Here is an 18,636-nt window from a genome sequence, read left to right on the forward strand (position 1 = left end):
GGCCTCGTACTGGGACCCGAAGGACTCTCACGGAGGCACGAAGTCACGGAGATTAGACGGGCTGGGAACAGCCCCGAAGCTAAAACGGTCTCAGGAACAATGCTGTGTGCTTTTACTAGCACGACGCGCAAGCGAGTGAAATCATGAACGTCGATTCGAATCACTCGCTTGCGCTTCGTGCTAGTATGGGCAGCGCGTAGAACGATCCAGCGTTATCCGCAATTTCGTTTAACCGCGTGCCCAGCGGGCCGCGCTGGAGCCCTGGACGAGCGGCGCGTTGCCAATCGAATGAATGTTTGGGATGGAGACCTCTTCGGCCCCTCTGTGCCTTCGTGCCTCCGTGAGAGACCTCGTGCTGGGAACCGGAAAACTCTCACGGAGGCACGGAGCATTGACGATATGGGAACAGCCGCGAAGGTAAAACGGTGTCGGGACCAATGCTGTGTGCTTTTACTAGCACGAAGCGCAAGCGAGTGAAATTGCGGGCACCGTCGATTCGAATCACTCGCTTGCGCTTCGTGCTAGTATGGGCAGTGCGTAGAACGATCGTGTGTCATCCCACAATTCGTTTAACCGCGTGCCCAGCGGGCCGCGCGGTGGAGGTTGGTTTCAGGGCTCTTTTGTGTTGCGGAATGCTAGGGGGGGCTTAGCGGTTGGTTGGACGCGCGGGGCGTTGCCCATGCGGTTAAACTACTGTGTGGGGCGACGGCGGCGCGGTTGGGTGCCAGCTTTTACTTGGCGATCGTGACGACGCGGACGTCGCAGACGTTGGTGTTGGTTGGGCCGGTGAGGATTAGGCCGCCGCAGGCTTTGAAGAAGGTGTAGGCGTCGTTGCGGCGGAGGTGGTCTTGCCAGTCGAGTTGTTGGGCTTCGGCGCGGTTCCAGACCTCGGCGTTAAAAAAGGCGCCGGCGGCATCGGTTGGACCGTCTTCGCCATCGGTCCCGCCGGAGAGGATCGTTAGGCGAGCACGCTCCGCTGGGGTAAGTTCCCCGTGCTGGATCAACCAGCCGAGTGCAGCTAATACAAGTTGTTGGTTTCGTCCGCCGCGACCGCGCTCGGCTTGGGGAGCCAATTGGACGACCGGTTCGCCGCCTGAGATCAGACAATCGGGGCCGGGCTGCCGCAACATCGAAAGGGCCATCTTGGCTAAATGCTCTCCGACTTGTTCGGCTTGCCCTTCGCTTTGCCTGGCCGATTGCATCGCGTGCGAATATCCCAGCTGTTCGGCGCGGATGCCCGCTCCGTCTACGGCGGCTGCATTGTTGCCGATGACCTGCAGATGGTTCATGCAACCCGACGAAGCCTCTTGGACGAGGCGTGGTTGCGAAAGCACGCGGTAGATCGATGCGGGCAATTGCTGCTGCGGATCAAATTGCTGCAGCACGGCCAAGGCGTCGGCCACGGCCGAAGAATTGGCAACGGTTGGTCCCGAGGCGATCGTATCCAGCGGATCGCCTAAGACGTCGCTGATCACCAGGGTGACCAGATTCGCCGCCTTGCATGCGCGCAGTAAACGGCCTCCTTTGACGTCGCTCAATTGTTTGCGGACGGTGTTCATTTGTTCGATGTTGGCTCCGGCACCGCTGAGCCACCGCGTGACGGAAATCTTTTCGTCGAGCGTGATCCCGGCGCGCGGAGCGGTCAACAGCGCCGATCCACCGCCGGAGATCAGGGCGATACATAAATCGTTCGGCTTCAGATCGCCAACGATCTGCAAGATCTTGGCGGTCCCGTCGGCTGCCGCCTGCGTCGGTTCGTTGATTCCTGCCGGGCGGGCGACATGGGCGTGGATCGATTTCAGCGGTCGCTGGGTGCCGTCGGGGATGTTGATCCAGCCATGCAGTTGCTTGCTTTGGCAGAGCTGATCGCCCAGCGCGGCCTCCAATCCGGCAGCCATCGCCGCGGCCGCTTTGCCAGCTCCCACCACCGCGATCCGTCCGATGGCGTTCAGGTCGAAAGGTTCGTCGTCGAAGACTAGCTGTTGCGCGTCGACGGAAACTGTTTCGGCAACCAATCGATCGGCGAGCACCGCGTCGACACCCGCTTGCCAAATTTGGTACGCCTGGCCGGCGGAAGTTTTCCATGAATCCGAAACTGTCGTCATCAAAGTCCTCTGCAATCTCGTCTGCTGTTTCGTCCCGGCTGCTGATCGCAAGCTATCGATTGGCAATGGTATCGGATCGAGAGCCGCGTGTGCCGCGTTGCGGTTGTCTCACCCCGTAGATAGGTCAGATTATTTTGCCGACGCCAGCGTCGGCGATTGCATCGCACGGGGCGGCTCATTCTAAAACGCGGGATGGCGGAATCGTGCGATCGGGGAACTGATTCGTTCAGCCGTCGCTTAGGGGAGGTAGGGCCAGTAGGTGAGTTTGTCTTTGTGGTGAGCGACGAAGCGGACGTCGCCATCTTGGGAGACGACAACCGCGATCGCCTCGCGGAGTCCGCTGACCAATCGGTACGCCGATCGGTGCCGCGTGCCCGACGAATCGGCTGGTTCGGGGACGGCGTTGATCGCTTCCAGGTCGAACGCGCGGTGGATCGTGGTGACGTGAGAGTCGCCGAGGATCTCGGCTCCAAAGCCGACAAGGCGGAAGCTGCGGTCGACGACCAACGATCCGTCGGCACTCATCAGATCGGCGAGGAAGTGGCCAAATTCGAGCAGCGCGGCGTCGAGTTGCGCCAGTTCGGCATGTCGCATCTGCAGATAATCATCCCACGTCACCTGTTCCAGCCCTCGCGCTTCTCCCGCTTGCCGCCCCTGTTGCATCAAGTTCAGGATCAAACGCCGGAACCGCAGCGTCGAATCGTCCCCTTCGAAGCGAACGCGAAAGCGGAACCAGCGATCGACCAACGGGTTATTGTCCAAGCCGTTGGGCAGAAAGACGAGCATCCCGCCGTGGCCGCGGGTGCGAACCAGATGCAGCACCCGCCGGACAACACTCTGCGCTATGTCTTTGACAAACGTATCGCACATCCGCGTCTTGGTGCTATCGGTTTCGAGTGCGGAGAGTTCTTCGATCAACGAAGTTCTCACCTGACGAAATTGATGCGACAACCAACTGGATCGAAACGGATCGAACCCATCGGTCAGCAGTTTGCCGCCGGAGGATTCGAGGATTCGAGAGTAACCTGCGGCGACGATCAGATGACCGGGTCCAACACAATGAATCACCGGACGCGTGGGCAGCCAAAGTTCGCGCACACGCTCCCCTTCGACACGGTTGATCCAGTCGGTTCCTGTGATCACCATTCCCCAGATCGAAAGCTGGCCGTCGGCGTTCTGGTCGACAGCTAACAGGGCGCGGTAGTAACCGGCGGCGGCGGCAAGTTTGCGCAATTGGTGCGGCGTGAAGTCGCGGCGCTCGGTAAACCGCAGCACATGCAGCTGGCTAGCACCACTGGAAAGTTCCGCCGCAAATTCGTCTGGCGGCGCGACGATGATTCGGCACCGCACACCACTCCCCTCTTCTCGCAACAGACTCGCTTGGTACATCGTGTCGACCAATTGAGCGACAGCGTCGGGGGCGGGGAGCGCGTCGGTTGGCAGTTCCATTGCCGTCCATCGCTGTTGCAGTGCCGCGGCGATCTCTGCGGGATAAGACGCAAGCGAAGTCATCAATTCCTCAGATGCTGTTTGAATAGGCGACGTGTCGATCGCCGGCGCGGGGCGCGGCGGACCAAAACGTCGAGTGGCAATCCGTTCCTTCAATCGTATCAAACGTCGATCGCCCTTCAGCAGGGGGCTTGCGTTCAGGGCTATTCAGTTGTTGTGTTTCGGCGAATTAGCCGGCACGCGTTAGCGTCTGGTTCGCCTGGACAACGCCGCGCTAACGCGTGCCGGCTGATACCTCGAGTTGAAAACACTGATTCGCCCTTGGCTTGCGTTGTCGCGGACGTTTGTCCCGACTGAACACCAAACCGCTGGCAAAGTTCCGGCGGCGGAATGCTTGCATCGGCAATTCTCGCACCCGAAGATTGGTGGCGGGGATCGCGTGTAGGGCCAATCTATGTTTGTGTTTAGGCGAATTCGCCGGCACGCGTTAGCGCGGGGTTGTCCACATGAACCGGACGCTATCGCGTGGCGGCTGATACCTCAAGTTGAAACACTGAATGGCGGCTGCGATTGCGTTGCCTAGGCTGTTGCCCTGCTCAAACAGCGGTCAAAATAGAGAGCGTGCAACGAAGATCAAAAACGTTTGGGTGATTCGCAGCACGCGACTTGGGTGAGACAATACACGACACGGAATAAGGGTTTGCCTGCGATGCGATGGCTCGGTTGGATGTGTGTGGCGATGATGGTCGTTTCGATAGCCAGTGGTGATGAGGTGGGGGATCGGAGTGCAAATCCTTCGGGGGATGCGCCGGAACATGCTAGCGGACCGCGCCAGTTGCCCCCTGGGGAATTGGGACGCGTGATCGAGCTGGGCCGCGAGATCGTTTTTAATACGAGCGAACATCCGCTGTCGAAGCCCTACGTCGGCAACGCCTTGAACTGCACATCGTGTCATTTAGATGGGGGGCAGCATCCAACAGCCGCTAGCTTTTTGGGGATCGCCACCGCCTATCCCGCTTGGTCGCCGCGCGAGCAGCGGGTGGTGACGTTGCAGGATCGGTCTCTAAATTGTTTTATGCGGAGCCAGAATGGAACGCGGCCGCCGTTGGGGAGCGAGGTTTCGGTGGCGATCACCGCTTACATCACGTGGTTGTCGACCGATCAACCGATCCGCCAGAACCCAAACAAGCCGTTGGGGCCGCGTCACGTTCCCGCATTGGACGCCCACGAACAACAGCCAAGCGTATCGCGAGGCGCCGTTTTGTATGCCGATCATTGTGCGTCGTGCCATGCCGACAATGGGCTCGGTTCGGACGACGGGCCTCCGGTCTGGGGCGATGATTCGTACAATGATGGAGCGGGTCTGAGCCGTGTGCCGAAGTTGGCGGCATGGTTGAAGGTCGCGATGCCGTTGGACGATCCCTACCTGTCGGCGGCGGAGTCATTTGACATCGCAGCGTTTGTGAACAGCCATCGGCGTCCCCACTTTGAATTAAGCAAACATCTTCCCGCCGCTGACGCGCGGGGCGAATACAACGGAGTTAGCGATGAAGGACATCACTGAAAAAGCTGCGGGGAAAATGGTCCGGCAAATCAAGTTGATCGTGTTTTTGACGGTCGTGCTGCCGATCGTGGCGTTGGCGATATTTGTCGAGCTGCGGTTTGCTTCGATCAAAGACGATCTGCACTTCCGCGAGCCGGGAGCGCGCGACGAGGCGCGGATGGATTTGGATTCGCTGCCGTGGTCGCCGATCCAAGGCCAGACCCTCTACGTTCCTGCCTACTCGCATATCTACCAACAAGGTGGCGATCCGCGGTTGCTGACCGTGACGCTCTCCGCACGCAACACCGATCAGACGCATGAGATCGTGATCACATCGGTTCGATATTACGACACCGCGGGAAACGAGTTGCGGTCGCTGGTAGAAAAGCCGCTGCGTCTGGCTCCGCTGGCGTCGACCGAGTTTGTGATCGAGCAGAAAGATAAATCGGGCGGGAGCGGGGCGAGTTTCATCTTGGAATGGAAAGCGGGCAAGCCCGTCACACATCCTGTGGTCGAGAGTGTAATGATCGACACCAACAACGCTCAAGGGATCTCGTTTGTCCGGTCAGCCACGGTTTTGGAAGAGACACGCCCCGACAACGGCAACTCTGAGTCGGAGCAGCCTGAGTCGTAGGAAGAGGAGGTTTTGGCTCTGGCTTTGTGACTCCTTCACAAAGTCTCTTCTCTGAGTTTGCATGTCGACAGCTTGATTAAGCAACTGCGACTAAGAACCTGCGGCGGAGTCACCGTTCCACTTCTCACTGACCTTGCGGGGCGGTGGGGTGCGAGTTGCTGAGACGGAGTTGCAGTTCTGCGGGGATAGGTCTTGCCCCGTGATTGGTTACTCGATCGAGTTCTCTGTATCGAATGTCGACTAGCGACAGGATGCTGCGATAGATCGTCGCGACATGTTCCTTGGCGACTCGATTCACTTCCGCAGCAACGGCGGAAGAATAGCTGGAAGCTTCGATCGGTGTGATCAAAGGCTGGTCTTGCACTTGAGTCAGAAAGAGTGAGGCGAGTCGTGGATCGCTGGAGATCAGGACGTGATCGAGTTCGTGCAGCACCAGTTGGTTGCTCCAAAACGTTTCGATTTGGGGAGCTTCCCGGAACCAAACTGTATGTTTGCAGCGGAGTCCCGATTCGCCTAAGCGGATCCGCGTCACAGCATGCGGATTCGATCTACGGTTTCTCATGCTCGTATGATGTTCAAACTGGTAGCTCAATTCGTAGACGGTCAGCCCGTCCAAAGGGCGGCCGACATCGGGCAGTTTCGCATCGGGGCGAGTATCCCATCCGTAGACGAAGCGAACGTTGCCGCGATCGATCAGATCAGCGATCAGTGCGGGGGGCGGTGGCAATTCGGAAAGCGGAATCGTTCCCGATTGGGCGATCGCCGGGGACGCTGCGGCGGAAACCAGGATGGCAAACGCAGCGCAAATCCAACGATGTTGCTGATGCGACATGAGAGGTCCCGCAGATGAGAGAAGCGTGAATAGTGGAACGACCGGATCATCTGGCAGCTTACCAGACGTCGGTTTGGTCCTGGGAATAGAGCGGCATGTGTCGGTAGTAGACTTCGAGATTGTACAACGCAAAACAGGTGGTGTAGAGACGGCCGCCCAGCCGTCCCCAGGCATCGCGTTGCGGTGGCCAACTGCCACGTTCGGCCCCTTGTTTGTCTTGCATCGCCGGCAGATCGACCCGCAGTTTTGCGTTCCAATCGTCCCACAGTGGGCCGCCATAGTGATGCATCGCCTGGGTTGCATAATACCAGTAATAAACATCGGGTTGGCCCGGATCGATCGGATAATTCGCCTCCAACGTGATCAGGCCGCGCGACATCGCTGGATGATTCCGCTGCCAGCCAAGGTATTGTCGGCAGAGTAGACCGACGGCAGTCATCGTCGGCGACGATCGCTCGCCCTGCATGTAGGCATACCCTTCGTCGTATCCGCCGCCGACCGTATCGAGGAACTTGCCGACGCGAAGCAACACGTCCGGATCGACCTCCAGTCCCGCCGTTTGGCCACTTTTGAGTCCCATCAGAAACCAACCGGTCACCGAAGTGTCCGAATCGGTCCGCGGTTGGTACCGCCAACCGCCGGCGGGCGATTGCGAGTCCTTGGCGAAATCGCAGGCGGCTTGCGCGTAGGGACGCAGCCATGAATCCTTGGTCATCGCGTAGAGTTCGCACAGAGCGATCATCGCTTGGGATTGGGCGTACATCTTCTCATGCGAGTTGGCGCGGTGGGCCATGAACCCGCTGCGGTCCTGTTGCTTGACCAGCCAGTGGACGGCGCGAAGGACTTCCTTTTCGTAAGGGCCGCTGCGATGCGTGCTCCCTGCTCCCATGAATGCAAGCATCGCCATCGCCGTCGCAGCAGTTTCGTTTTCGCTGAAACTGCCCGTCGTATAAGGTCCGCGCATGCTCCAGTTACCGCCAGGTAATTGCTGGCGTTTGAGCCACGCCAATCCGAGAGCGACAGCATCTTCTGTTACTTTGGTTCCGCCGTATTTCTTCAGCAGTTCGGCTTTCAGCGGTCCGCTGCGACCTGCAAACATCGCCGGGTGCGCGGTGCGGATCGGCGTGGTGAGGTCAGCCGATGGAGTCGTTTTGGCGATCAATTGGTCCAACATCGGCGAGCTGGAGGCCATGGCGACGGTCTCGACAGTCGGCTGGTCGACTTGCAATGAGTGGAAATCGAAGTCGGGTTCGTGCTGAATCTCCGCGACCGCTTCGATTGGCAATTCTAGCGGCGCGATCGGCTCGATCACAAATTCAGCCAGCTCCGCTTGCGGTTCCCATTCTCCTTGCCGCAACGTCAGCAGAGCGCGATCACCGCCGCTGGCGGCTAGCGTTATGAAAGCCAACGCCAACAGCAAGCTCAGGTGCAGCACCATGCTAATCAGCCAAGGGGGCGTATTCTCCAACCGCCAGTCGATCGTGCGCCAGTCGAATTTCCGCAGGTCGCGGATCTTATCGAACAGCCGCCGGAAGACCGATGTCGGCACAGCGACGTCGGCCGCCGGCTCGTTCGGTTCGGTCCGCCAGCGATCGCGTGGCGGTGGAACGACGCTTGGCGGAATGCCCGCTGTCGTAAAGGAAGGACGCAGTGGCGCTGACATTAGTTTTCCCTTCGGCTTTCATCGCCTTGCATCGGTCTGGGCATCGACTCTCTAACCTACAAGTGCGATTTTCACTGAGGAATGTCACTTCCAACGCATGCAATTTTAGCCTGCCGAGCGAAAAAACACCGAATCGAAGCAAAACCGTCCCCCGATTCGACAAGTTTTTTTAACCGCAGCGCGTGATTGGGAAACGCACTTCGCCTTCTTCCCCTTCACGCGGTTGCGGATGGATTTCCGTGCGGGTGGATGGATGCGAAACGCAAAATGCCCGCGATTGGAACAACCGCGGGCATTGGCGAGGTGAACGAAATCTCCACCGCAGGGGCGGCGGCAAGAAGAGGCTATTCCGCTGGCGGACGGCGAGGACGTTCGCCTCCTTCGGTTGGCTTCTCCCCATCGGGACGACGGCGGCCTTCACCGCCACCTTGGCGACCGCGACGCTCAGCCATCTTCATCAGTTCCTCTTTGCTCAAAGCATCGTCGCCGTCGACATCGGCGCGACTCAGCATCGCCCGCATCCGTTCTGGCAGCTCTTCGCCACTCAGTTTTCCGTCGCCATCTTTGTCCAGCTTCATGATCCGCTCGACAAACTGTTCGGGATTCCCGCCGCGGCGATTGCCTTCTCCTTCAGGGCGAGGCCGCCTTCCCTCACCATCGGGGCGTCGCGGACGCCCTTCGCCATCGGGACGACCTTGTCCGTCGCGCATTTCAGGACGATCGCCACGACCTTGAGGGCCACCGGGACCGCGATCGCCACGCGGCGCGGGCATCATTTCTTGAAACGACAGCACACCGTCGTTGTCGTGATCGAGCGACTTGAGCGCTTTCGCTGCCTGTTCGATCTCGGTCGCGTCGAGCATGCCATCGCCGTTGCTATCGAGCGCTTCCAGGATGGGGATCGGCGGCAGGCGTGGAGCTCCGTCGCGTGGGCCTCTGTCTCGCGGACCACCATCGCGAGGTCCGCCATCGCGGGGACGCGGACGATCGCCATCGCCTGGCCCATCCTGGGCAACAGCGATGCCAGCGGAAACACCTACAGAGACCAGTAGCGCCGCGGTGGCGGCGAAATGACGGTAACGCATTTTTTTGACTCGGGGCTGAATTTCAAGAAGAGATCTTTCGAGTACCGAGCAGTTTTCAGGCGATCGGCGATCGACCCGTCCTCAGTACTCTGAATATAACCCCAGAGGGAGGCGAACGTTTCGCAAAAATTTTGGCGATTGAATTTCCAGCTTCCGCCCTCGGAAACGCTTCGTCACGAGATCGGGTTCCGACGCGGTGCGGTCTACGTTTCGGGGCCGCCCAGCAGCGGTTCGTCCATCGCGCGGATGTCGCTGTTGGGAAATCCGCCGGGGAATTCTTGTTTGGCCAGCTCGATCGCGGCGATTGCGACCGCCAGATGCTGACTCTTCGTCTTCTTGTAGAATTCGAGCGCTTCGGCGGCCAGTTTCGGTTTGCCGTGCAGCGGTTTATCGGAAACGCACAGCAGCGTCGCCGAGGGTATTCGATAGCGGAAGCCGTTGGCGGCGACGGTGGCTGATTCCATATCGACCGCGATGCTGCGACTGGCTCGCAGATCGGCTAACGTCCCTCGCAGCGTCAGTTCCCAGTTGCGATCGATCGTCGTGTAGACGACGCCAAATCGGTAGGGAAGCTTGCGTTCGTCGAGGACGCGGGCTAGGTTGCGATTCAAGACAAAGTTGGGCGACAGCGGGACGCTGGTCGGCAGCGTCTGGTCCAACAACCGATCGGCTCGCATGTAACCCGAACCGAGCACAAAGTCGCCGATCTCTTGGTGATTTCGGATCCCCGCGCAATGGCCGACCATCAGCATCGCGTCGGGCCGCAGCACGGCGATATGGTCGGTCAGGTTCTTCGCGTTGCTAGGTCCAACGCCGATGTTGATGATTGTAACGCCGTCGTTGTTGACAGTCCGTTGATGCAGCGCCGGCATCTGCACATCGGTACGCTGCGGACGGATGCAATCGGGATAGGCTTCGATAAATGCATTCATATGCATTTGGTAATTGGTCAACAGCACATAGCGTTGAAAGTCTTCGACCTGCGTGCCGGTGTAATGTTCCAGCCGTTGGATCGACAGTTCGGCTCGCTCGGGCCCAAACAGGAAGACCTTCTTCCGCGTGTGGTCAAAGTCGCTCTCGTCGATCAATTGCAGCAGCTTGGGCGCGTTCAAGTCGACTCTTGCCCGTGACGGTGCGACGTGCAGTTGTGCCCCGCGCTGCGCCAGCTTGGTCAGTTCGCGGCGCAGATACCAGCGAAAGGCGGAAGGCCGCGCGATCGAACCGGAGATCGTAGGATTGTGCTTCGACCAACTGCGGACGACGGTGAGCTTCGAATAGACTCCCGACGCATAATGCCGCTCCATCAACGCACAGGCGGCTTCGATCTGATGATCCAGATCGGCCTGCGACTGGCCGGGCAAAATTTGCATGGTCTCGGACACGACGATTCTCCAGGGCCCTTAATCGGCGACGAATCATTGGGTGCTGCCGATCGGCGATTCGATCCGCTGGCGAGGCGGGCGTCGATCAAACGTTGATTCGACAGTGGTCGAGGATCTCTTCACCGGTGGCGGAATAGCCGACGTAAAACGGGCCAAACTCGCCGTACTTGGCACTCGCTTGATCGAACCGCATGCGGTAGACGATCTCTTTGAGATGTTCGGGATTGCGGCCCCACAGCGTGACCATCCATTCCCAGTCGTCCAGGCCGACGCCAACGGTGATCAATTGCGACACGCGGCCGGCGAACGCCATCCCGCTCTGAGCGTGTTCGGCCATCAGTGTCTGCCGCAGCGACGACGATTCCATAAACCAGTTCGCTCCCGGCACGCGGGATTTGTTCATCGGATAGAAACAGGCGGCGGGCCAATCGGGGATATCGGGTGACAGCCGCTGTTGATTCATCATCGGCAGACGACGCTCGTACGCGGCGACCTTGGCGGCCAGTTCGGGCGAATCGGGGGCGTTCCCTTCGCGGATCAATTTCTCGCGATACTGCGGGACCGAGGGGACGTATTCGGAGATCTCGCTCATCGAAACAAACGACCAAGTCGCCTCGACCGCAGCTCCCAACGGGCCCGACACGACCGCTTGGTGAACCGCGTCGATCTTGAGCGGATCGGCGTCCATCATCATCAAGGCAAAGTCGGCTTTGTGACCGCTGATGATATATCGCTGCAGCTTCTCTGGCCGCGTCGCTTCGGCTGGATCGACAGCCGCCAGGAATTGACGCATGCCGTCGCGGAGCCGTCGCGCCGACAGACCGGCCAAAACATCGCGTCGGAAGCGATACATGAAGTGCGAGCAGTGGAGCCCTTCGGATGGCGTGCGACTTGGTTCGGGCAGGCTTTGCGAGGCGGCGTGGGGACGTCCAGCAGGTTGGTTCATGAGCTTCGTCTGGTGGTGGATGGAAAGGCGTGGTGGGCAGATGAGCCGTCGCCGGCTGACCCAGAGTCTACCGCTGAGTATACCGGCGGAGGCGGTTTGCGGCAAAGCGGCTGGTCGCGTGGCGGATCGCGATTCGTCCTGTCGCTCGCCGACGATTTATTCGACCAACATCGCTCCGGTTCGCTTGGCGAGCGTCGGATCGATGCAGGCCAACATGTGTGGCCTGAGTTGAGAATAATGAGCCACGCCCAAACCGTGGACGTAGGTCAGCGCTTCGTTTAGCAGCGTGTCGATGATTGGCGAGATCATCCGCGTTGCGGTCGCCGTGCCAGCCGACGGATGCCCGAGCGCCGACGCGTGGGCATAACTGGCGTGAGGGGCGCCGGCTGCCGGTGCCGGATCGGCGGCGGGCCAGTTGTGCAATACGAGATAATCGATGCTGACCGCCGAAGCCCCCAGGGCCAACAGTTTGACAAGGTCCAGCGGCGACGTGGTCGGTGCGGAAACCCAGAGTGCGATCCCGGCGGCTTCGCTGGCGTCGATCATCCGTCGACAGGCAGCGGTTTGCGCGGCGATCAGGTTGCCGACGCTGGGGGATGTCGGATCGAGATCGAACCGCAGCACGATCCCGTCGGGGCGAGCGGCCAGCAGGTTGGGCAGGTCTTGCTGCAGATGGAATGGGCTGATCGCGACGAAGATCGCCGCCTGCGGCGCGAGTGCCCTCAGTTGTTCAATTTTGCGGCCCAGCTTGTCGGGGCTGGCGACGTCGGCGGGCCAACGCGATCCGGTGATGACTGTTGAATCGGGCAGCGAATCGGCGCGGTGATCCCACCGCCGCAATTGATCCATCGTATAGACGCTGCCATCGCCGACCTCGCTGTTCAAACGCAAATCGACAAACGCGGCTCGCGACAGATCGTCGATCGTGACGCCATAACGTTCGGGACGATAGGGGCACATCACCAGATCGGCCGGCCGATCTTCATCGACATCCAGATCCAACAGGCTGGTCACTACAGCGCTTTCGGTCAGCTCGCGAGCCAACAGAGCACAGGTCGTCGGTGGCAAAAGCGCCCAGGGAAGATCGTAAGCAAACAGCGGACACCGCAGCGGGATCGCCGGGCCGTGAGCGCGACGGACTTCCGATGCCGGCACCTCGCGATCGCTTGTCGACCGCGGACCTGTTGGCGGTGGCGCCAAGTGCAAGTCGCCCAGCAGCGAACGGTTGGTATCCAGATGCATCGATCGATCGTCCTGTTACAGTTTGCTGAGAATCTGCGCCGCTTTGGCTTCGTAGATCGCTTGCCACGCGGGAGCCAACACGCAATCGCTGTCCTCTTGCGCATTCCCCACGTTCCGCAATTGGTCGGCGGTGGGGGCGTAATAAATGTAGCCGTTGGTGTACCCGGCGACAAAGGTGTGCTCGTGCGGCGAAGCTTGTTTGATGTTCTTGCCGATCTGAACGGTCAGTTCGCCGGGGAACGTCGTCAGCACAAAATCGCCGACGCGCAGCCCGACCAGTTCGACATCGATCATCCGCTTGCCGCCGTCGACTAGATCGGCCTGATGTTTCCGCAGCAGACGAATGTTTGTGTTGACTCGGGTGATCTGTTCCATCGTGTGGATGTTGTCGATGTAGCGAGCCATGTTCTTGCGGTTCTCGATGTCCAAATGGCGTAGGTCGCTGCGACCGAGCGATTTGTCGTGCAGATAGCGATGCGAATAATAGGAGGGGAATTCTTCGGACAGTCGATACTTCACGACCAGCGGCAAAAACGTCTTCAGGTTCAGACTGGTACCGGTCAGCGAATTGACCAATTTCTCGCGTTCGGCTTCCATTTCGATGATCCGCTGCGCCAGATCGGCTCGCGGCAACGGCAGCGTTTCATTGACAACGCGCAGCGTGGCGTCGGGGCTCGTTTCGATCTTGCGAGCCGCCTGCAGCGTGCTGAGTCCCAGCAGATTGCCGAGCGTTTGGGCGTGTCGCGGATGATCGACATCTTTGTAGTCGATCGGATTGATGTCGCCGGCGCAGCCTTGGACAAACAACGCGACCGTTCCGTCGCTCATGTTTTGTTCGATCACATCGGACGCATAGCCGGTCATGTCGGCGGTGTTCGCGCCGCCGGGGACGCCTTGGATCGGATGGCAAGCAAAGTTGTAGACGATCGCCAACGTATCCCCTTCGGTCGTGTCGACTCGCAGCACACCGATCTGCGGATCGATCGGGCCGACAGCGGCAACCGCTTCATCGGGCGGCAAGGAGTAGGCGTGGCGGACATCGATCTGCCGGCCATCGGCCAACTGCAGCCGACGGTTCTCCATGATCCGATCCTCGTGGCCGACGCCAACGCCGACTTGGACCGGGACCATCTTGGCAGCAGCTTGCGAAATCGCCTGGACCGTCAATTCGTCGACGTCGGTCCGGACAACGCTGTGGCAATGGCTGGCGTTGATCATCACGTTGGCCGGAGAAATGCCAAGCGTCTTTTCGACCTCGCCGCGGACCTTGCCGAGATATTCGTTGTCGATCCGGCCAATCTCGCCGATCGCCACGGCATCGACTGTCACGATCGCGGCGGTCGTTGTCCCGTCGCTGATCACCAACGCTCGTACATACGACCGATCGTTGACCGGCCCAGCCTGCATGTCGGTGATGTCGACCTTGGCAACTCCCGCGGTCAGTTCCGCCGCTCGAAGCTCGGCGGCGGAGTAAATCGTCAGGGTGAAAGAGAACAGGCAGCAGAGGGCAAGATGTCGAAACATTGGCGGGCCTTGAGCGGAGGTGGGATAGGAAAGGCAAGAGATCCACAGTTTGTCCGATCCAGCGGCCGCTGTCGAGCAAATTTCTCCGGTGGTCAATGGTTCCGCGGGGCGAGGCGTTGCGTGGACAAGAGCCCGCGTCGCACGACGACGCTGCCAAATGCTACGCCTTGGCGGCGGGGACTTTATACATTTTGGTGCCGGTCGTAGGCAGCACGGACGATCAGGTCGATCTTTTACGCCTTGGCGGCAGGGACTTTAAAGATCTTGGTGCAGCCCGGGCATTTGACAGCTTTACCGGCGCTGGCTGCGGAGATCTGCAAGACCTTCTTACAGCCGGGGCAGCGAATTTTGATCTTCTCGGTCGATCCCGCAATCGCCGCCTCGGCAGCTCGCTGGATCTCTTCCAGATCCGCCTCGTAGGGGACGTTGACGGTTTCTTGACAACCGGGACAGCGGACGCGTTTGCCCGCCTGTTTGAGCGTCACTTGCAATTGATTTTTGCAAGATCGGCATTGGATTGCGATCGACATCGGTACAGCCTCTTATTTTTTGTCGTCTAGCCGCAAGAGAAGGTTCCCGTGGTTCGTTGCCGAACCGTTAAAATGGGAAGCTTGTGGCGGAACGGCAGTCTCGAACTCCGGAGGAATGGAGCGGAGTCAACGCCCCATTGGCGGATAACCGGAAAGGTTTAATAACTTGGATGCCTTGAAGTTACCAAGCCGCTGCGAATTGCGATAGTGAATAAGATGCCTACGAAACATCCGAACCATGCCGCCCCCGCCGAAGCGGTTTAAACGTTATTTGAAACACTCAACGAAACGATTTGCTCGATGGACACTCAACTTTTGATCGACACCCTCTCCCGCGTGATCCACGTTGCCACGGCGATCACGTTGGTCGGCGGCAGCGCTTTTATGCTGCTGGTCCTGATCCCAGCCGCGCAGAATCTGTCCGACGAAGAGCACGCCCGTCTGCGAACGGGGCTGATCGCGCGTTGGAAGCGGTTTGTCCACATCGGGGTGACGCTGTTTTTGATCAGCGGCCTGTACAATTACTACCGCGCGATCCCGTCGCACAAAGGGGACGGGCTGTATCATGCCCTGTTGGGGACGAAGATGTTGATCGCGCTGGTGATCTTTTTTATCGCCGCCGCCTTGGTCGGACGCTCTGCGAAACTGGAACCGATCCGCCGCAAGCGAACACTTTGGCTGAAGGTCCTGCTGATCTGTGCGTTGATCGTCGTCACGATTTCCGGCTTCGTCAAAGTTCGCGGCCCGCAACCACCCGCGGCGGCGCAAGCTCCCACAGCGGTAGCCGAATAAAGCGGCTGGACGAGCAAAATTTAAGCCGCTGCGATTCGCGTCGGCAATATCCGATCGAGTCAGCGGGCGTCTCTTATTTTGCCGCTCGTTTGACGTCGACTTCCAGATCGATCAGCAAGCGTTCATCGACGACGTCGACCGAAGCTTCCAACCCGCGGAACCAGTTCATCACAGCGGCGGTTTGCGGCGCGTCGGCTTCGGTCGCCGAGGAGCACCAGTGTCCATCGTCGCGGCAGTGGTATTCGCCGTGCAGCGGACACTGCATCGCCGCCCCAAGCAGTTCCTCGGCGAACGGTAGCGTCGACGTGGCGTCGATTCCCAGTTGCTCGGTGAGTCGCGACAGCAGGTCGCAGCCGGCTTGCGATTTCTTTTGTTCGGATTCCAGCAGCGTCTCGCTGACCCATTGGCCAAGATCGGTCTGCGAGAGGTCGGCGATTGTCAGTTGGGCTCGTCGCAGCGGTTGTTTGTCGAGCACCGCCAGATCGGGAATGCTCTCGACCAGCACCTCGCGGTTGAACGACAACAGGCTGACGCGTTCGGATTGATAACGGTACGCGCCACCGACAAGCCGCGTCATGTTGGGGCCGACGGGGCTGCCGCGTCCGAGTCCCAGCGGCAAGCGGTCGATCAGGCCGGGATCGGGCCAAGCGGCCAGGTAGCCGCGGATCGTCGAGAATGCAAAGATGCGATCGATCGGCGATTCGAACTTCTCCAGCGGTGCCGGCCGGCAATCCTTGATTCCACCAAACAGATAATGAGGCGGAATCGATCCGTTCAATTTGTCGCTGTGCACGTTGGCGTAGAAGGAAACCAGATCGGACTTCGAAAACTGGACGCCGATATCGGTCGCTGGCCCCAGTTGATCGACTAGCCAAGCCTGTTTGCCCAACAGTCCTGGCGAGATGTCCAGTGCGATCTGCAATCGCTCTTGCCCCGGTGATTTTGAATCGGCAGTTGCCCGCGCGATCTGGATGAAGACCGGTTCCAACAGCCCCGGTTGATCGGTTCGTGAGCGGTTGATCTGGTCTTGCCAGACGCGCTCGGCCGGAGTGATCTTGTCGATCGTGGTGTCGTCGATCGGCAGCAGCGTCTGCCGACCGCCGCGTCGCGAATCGAGCATCCCGTCGGGCGTCAGGATCAATCCGCTGCGATCGGCTCGCCGGCCAAAGCCCTCCGGAAGGTAGCCCGCGGCGATCAGATCTTCAGGCAACTCCAGCGTTTTGCCTTCGTTTGCGGCAGTCGCGCGGGCGGCGACCAGCACCGCCATCTCGGCGGCAGCGTGGCTGCGACGCTGCAGTTCGATTTGAAACTGTGGCGTGTAGAGGCGACTCAAGAATCGCCCCGACAGATAAAACGTGATCGGGGCGGTTTTGGCGTTGGGATACTGTTTGCGGAACTGTTGGAACTCATCGGTTGCGGCGAGCGTCGTTCGCGATTTGCGGGCGGCGATGAACCGCCCCGCCAAATGCTCGCTGCTGGTCACGAACATCCAGTTCCCGTTGGAGACCCAAAACGAACGGACTCGATTGTCGGGAGTCGACAGCAACGAGACCTCGATCCCTTCGATCGTTTTCGTTTCCAGCGTGCAATCGTCGAACTGCGCCTCGGTCGCGCGGCGGTCTTTTTCCAGAAACGTCGACAACAGGAAGGCGTTCTTCGCTTGCAGCAGCACGCCGATCGAAGGTCCATCGTCTATTAACAGGTCGTTGCCGATGACGGCGACGTCGCCGATCAGGGCGTCGCCAAACAGATCGGCCAGCTGGTTGTAGCGGACATTTAATAGCTCTTCGATTCGCTGGCTGCTGCGGCGATCCAGGATCGGCCGAGCGACCATGTTCTTGATGTCGCCGTCATGTTCTTGAGCCAGCTTTTGAAACCACAGGAAATTCGAAAAGCTGCCGAACCGCAGATAAAAGCACTCCGGCGGAACCATCCGCGCGATTGGTTCGATCTCCGCCGGGACATCGTCGTCGTCCAGCGGATCGATCTCCGGCGGGGCGGCAGCGGCCGGCAGATCGGTGAGGACTTCGGACTCTTCGGTCGAGTTGCCGCGCAGAACATTGGCCAGCGCGATTCGCTGCAGGACAGCCGAATCGGCCATCATCGCGATCGCAGCGGGTGGTTTTTCCAAACGCATCCGCGACAGCGACGCCGGTGCTGGCAGGTCGAGTCGGCGGGAGAGATAGGAGAGCAGGTAGGCGTCGGCGACGGGGAGGAAGGGAGCCGCGGCGATCTGCCCTTCGGCTTGGTCTTGGTAGGTCTGCCACCACTGCAGCATCGCCGCCCGTTGGTCCTCGGGGCTGGCGGCGACCGGGACGATCGGAATCGTGGCGACTGCGGGGCCGGAGATCTGCAATTCAAACGGGCTGTCCCCTTGGAACAGGAACCAGATTTCGTAGCCGGTGACCTGTTCTCTTTCGTCGGCGGTGACCGCCGCTTTGACGACTTGGCCCAGTCGTTCGAGGATCTTACCGCGGCCGAACTTCAGTTCGCGCGGGGCGGGATCGAGCCGCATCGGATCGCGTACCGTAACGGTTACCGGTTCGGCAGTCGGATAAAGGACACGGCCTTGTGGCGAAGTGACCAGGACTCGCGAGAGCCCCTCGACCGGCTGAGGCCACTGAACGCGAGCGTATCCAACGCCATAGGTCTCGCCGGCGATCGCAATCACTTCCTGCCCCACTGCGGTTGTTGGGAACCAAGGGTTCGACAGGCAATACGAGAGCCCCACGAGATACAGAAACAGCTTGGCATGATGCATCGCGTTCAATTTTCCATGACGAAGAGAGAAGCAGGACAATCCGTTTTCGCGTCGCGGCAAATTGGTTGTTTGCGTTGTGCGACGCGCCCCATCGAACCGGACGCGATCACGCGGTCCGGTTTTGCATTCCCAGGGACGTTACGCTGGA

Annotated in this window: 14 protein-coding genes; 3 read left to right on the top strand and 11 right to left on the bottom strand. The window is 59.8% G+C overall.

Annotated features, from left to right (window positions below):
• Positions 1-731: 731 nt before the first annotated feature.
• Positions 732-2,105, bottom strand: a complete 1,374-nt coding sequence (locus EC9_RS08155; RefSeq protein ID WP_145343938.1) for a glycerate kinase type-2 family protein — start codon at positions 2,103-2,105, stop codon at positions 732-734.
• 237 nt (positions 2,106-2,342) lie between these two features.
• On the bottom strand, positions 2,343-3,617 hold the full coding sequence (locus tag EC9_RS08160) for a putative sensor domain DACNV-containing protein (protein WP_145343939.1): 1,275 nt from the start codon (positions 3,615-3,617) through the stop codon (positions 2,343-2,345).
• A gap of 646 nt (positions 3,618-4,263) precedes the next feature.
• On the opposite strand from EC9_RS08160, the gene EC9_RS08165 reads away from it, so the two are divergent.
• Both EC9_RS08165 and EC9_RS08170 read left to right on the top strand, forming a co-directional pair.
• Positions 4,264-5,118 carry a c-type cytochrome gene (locus EC9_RS08165; protein WP_145343941.1) on the top strand — a complete coding sequence of 285 codons (855 nt, stop codon included), beginning with the start codon at positions 4,264-4,266 and terminating at the stop codon, positions 5,116-5,118.
• Positions 5,102-5,731, top strand: coding sequence for a DUF3124 domain-containing protein (locus EC9_RS08170; protein ID WP_145343943.1), 630 nt, complete (start codon positions 5,102-5,104; stop codon positions 5,729-5,731). Before EC9_RS08165 ends, EC9_RS08170 begins: the two co-directional genes overlap by 17 nt.
• Before the next feature lie 124 nt (positions 5,732-5,855).
• On the opposite strand, the gene EC9_RS08175 is transcribed toward EC9_RS08170, so the two are convergent.
• From EC9_RS08175 to EC9_RS08210, 8 genes are all read right to left on the bottom strand, one after another.
• The gene (locus EC9_RS08175; RefSeq protein ID WP_145343945.1) at positions 5,856-6,563 is read right to left on the bottom strand and encodes a hypothetical protein; all 708 of its coding nucleotides are present in this window, start codon (positions 6,561-6,563) and stop codon (positions 5,856-5,858) included.
• A gap of 58 nt (positions 6,564-6,621) precedes the next feature.
• Positions 6,622-8,226, bottom strand: a complete 1,605-nt coding sequence (locus EC9_RS08180) for a prenyltransferase/squalene oxidase repeat-containing protein (protein ID WP_246106020.1) — start codon at positions 8,224-8,226, stop codon at positions 6,622-6,624.
• Positions 8,227-8,570: 344 nt separating this feature from the next.
• A complete protein-coding gene (locus EC9_RS08185) occupies positions 8,571-9,311 on the bottom strand; it encodes an EF-hand domain-containing protein (RefSeq protein WP_145343947.1) in 741 nt (246 codons plus the stop codon).
• Between the two features lie 203 nt (positions 9,312-9,514).
• Positions 9,515-10,693 (bottom strand): phosphorylase family protein, encoded by a 1,179-nt coding sequence (locus EC9_RS08190; protein WP_246106021.1) that lies wholly within the window; start codon positions 10,691-10,693, stop codon positions 9,515-9,517.
• Between the two features lie 85 nt (positions 10,694-10,778).
• Positions 10,779-11,639, bottom strand: coding sequence for a hydrogen peroxide-dependent heme synthase (hemQ, locus tag EC9_RS08195; RefSeq protein WP_197453115.1), 861 nt, complete (start codon positions 11,637-11,639; stop codon positions 10,779-10,781).
• Positions 11,640-11,795: 156 nt separating this feature from the next.
• Positions 11,796-12,881 (bottom strand): hypothetical protein, encoded by a 1,086-nt coding sequence (locus tag EC9_RS08200; protein ID WP_145343949.1) that lies wholly within the window; start codon positions 12,879-12,881, stop codon positions 11,796-11,798.
• A 15-nt stretch (positions 12,882-12,896) separates the two neighbouring features.
• Positions 12,897-14,405 (bottom strand): hypothetical protein, encoded by a 1,509-nt coding sequence (locus EC9_RS08205; RefSeq protein WP_246106022.1) that lies wholly within the window; start codon positions 14,403-14,405, stop codon positions 12,897-12,899.
• Between the two features lie 233 nt (positions 14,406-14,638).
• Complete coding sequence (locus EC9_RS08210) at positions 14,639-14,935, bottom strand: hypothetical protein (RefSeq protein WP_145343951.1); 297 nt, start codon at positions 14,933-14,935, stop codon at positions 14,639-14,641.
• 300 nt (positions 14,936-15,235) lie between these two features.
• Here EC9_RS08210 and EC9_RS08215 point away from each other — a divergent pair, with 300 nt between their 5' ends.
• Positions 15,236-15,727 (top strand): hypothetical protein, encoded by a 492-nt coding sequence (locus EC9_RS08215; protein ID WP_145343953.1) that lies wholly within the window; start codon positions 15,236-15,238, stop codon positions 15,725-15,727.
• Positions 15,728-15,800: 73 nt separating this feature from the next.
• Here the strand turns inward: EC9_RS08215 and EC9_RS08220 are convergent, their stop codons facing one another.
• On the bottom strand, positions 15,801-18,488 hold the full coding sequence (locus EC9_RS08220; RefSeq protein ID WP_145343955.1) for a hypothetical protein: 2,688 nt from the start codon (positions 18,486-18,488) through the stop codon (positions 15,801-15,803).
• Positions 18,489-18,636 lie beyond the last annotated feature (148 nt).

The organism is Rosistilla ulvae, from assembly GCF_007741475.1.
GTDB classification, from domain to species: domain Bacteria; phylum Planctomycetota; class Planctomycetia; order Pirellulales; family Pirellulaceae; genus Rosistilla; species Rosistilla ulvae.

Bases quoted from the DNA above. Each gene is read 5' to 3' on its own strand.
- EC9_RS08155 (WP_145343938.1), bottom strand. From the start codon at position 2,105: ATGACGACAGTTTCGGATTCATGGAAAACTTCCGCCGGCCAGGCGTAC.
- EC9_RS08160 (WP_145343939.1), bottom strand. From the start codon at position 3,617: ATGACTTCGCTTGCGTCTTATCCCGCAGAGATCGCCGCGGCACTGCAA.
- EC9_RS08165 (WP_145343941.1), top strand. From the start codon at position 4,264: ATGCGATGGCTCGGTTGGATGTGTGTGGCGATGATGGTCGTTTCGATA.
- EC9_RS08170 (WP_145343943.1), top strand. From the start codon at position 5,102: ATGAAGGACATCACTGAAAAAGCTGCGGGGAAAATGGTCCGGCAAATC.
- EC9_RS08175 (WP_145343945.1), bottom strand. From the start codon at position 6,563: ATGTCGCATCAGCAACATCGTTGGATTTGCGCTGCGTTTGCCATCCTG.
- EC9_RS08180 (WP_246106020.1), bottom strand. From the start codon at position 8,226: ATGTCAGCGCCACTGCGTCCTTCCTTTACGACAGCGGGCATTCCGCCA.
- EC9_RS08185 (WP_145343947.1), bottom strand. From the start codon at position 9,311: ATGCGTTACCGTCATTTCGCCGCCACCGCGGCGCTACTGGTCTCTGTA.
- hemQ (WP_197453115.1), bottom strand. From the start codon at position 11,639: ATGAACCAACCTGCTGGACGTCCCCACGCCGCCTCGCAAAGCCTGCCC.
- EC9_RS08200 (WP_145343949.1), bottom strand. From the start codon at position 12,881: ATGCATCTGGATACCAACCGTTCGCTGCTGGGCGACTTGCACTTGGCG.
- EC9_RS08205 (WP_246106022.1), bottom strand. From the start codon at position 14,405: ATGTTTCGACATCTTGCCCTCTGCTGCCTGTTCTCTTTCACCCTGACG.
- EC9_RS08210 (WP_145343951.1), bottom strand. From the start codon at position 14,935: ATGTCGATCGCAATCCAATGCCGATCTTGCAAAAATCAATTGCAAGTG.
- EC9_RS08215 (WP_145343953.1), top strand. From the start codon at position 15,236: ATGGACACTCAACTTTTGATCGACACCCTCTCCCGCGTGATCCACGTT.
- EC9_RS08220 (WP_145343955.1), bottom strand. From the start codon at position 18,488: ATGCATCATGCCAAGCTGTTTCTGTATCTCGTGGGGCTCTCGTATTGC.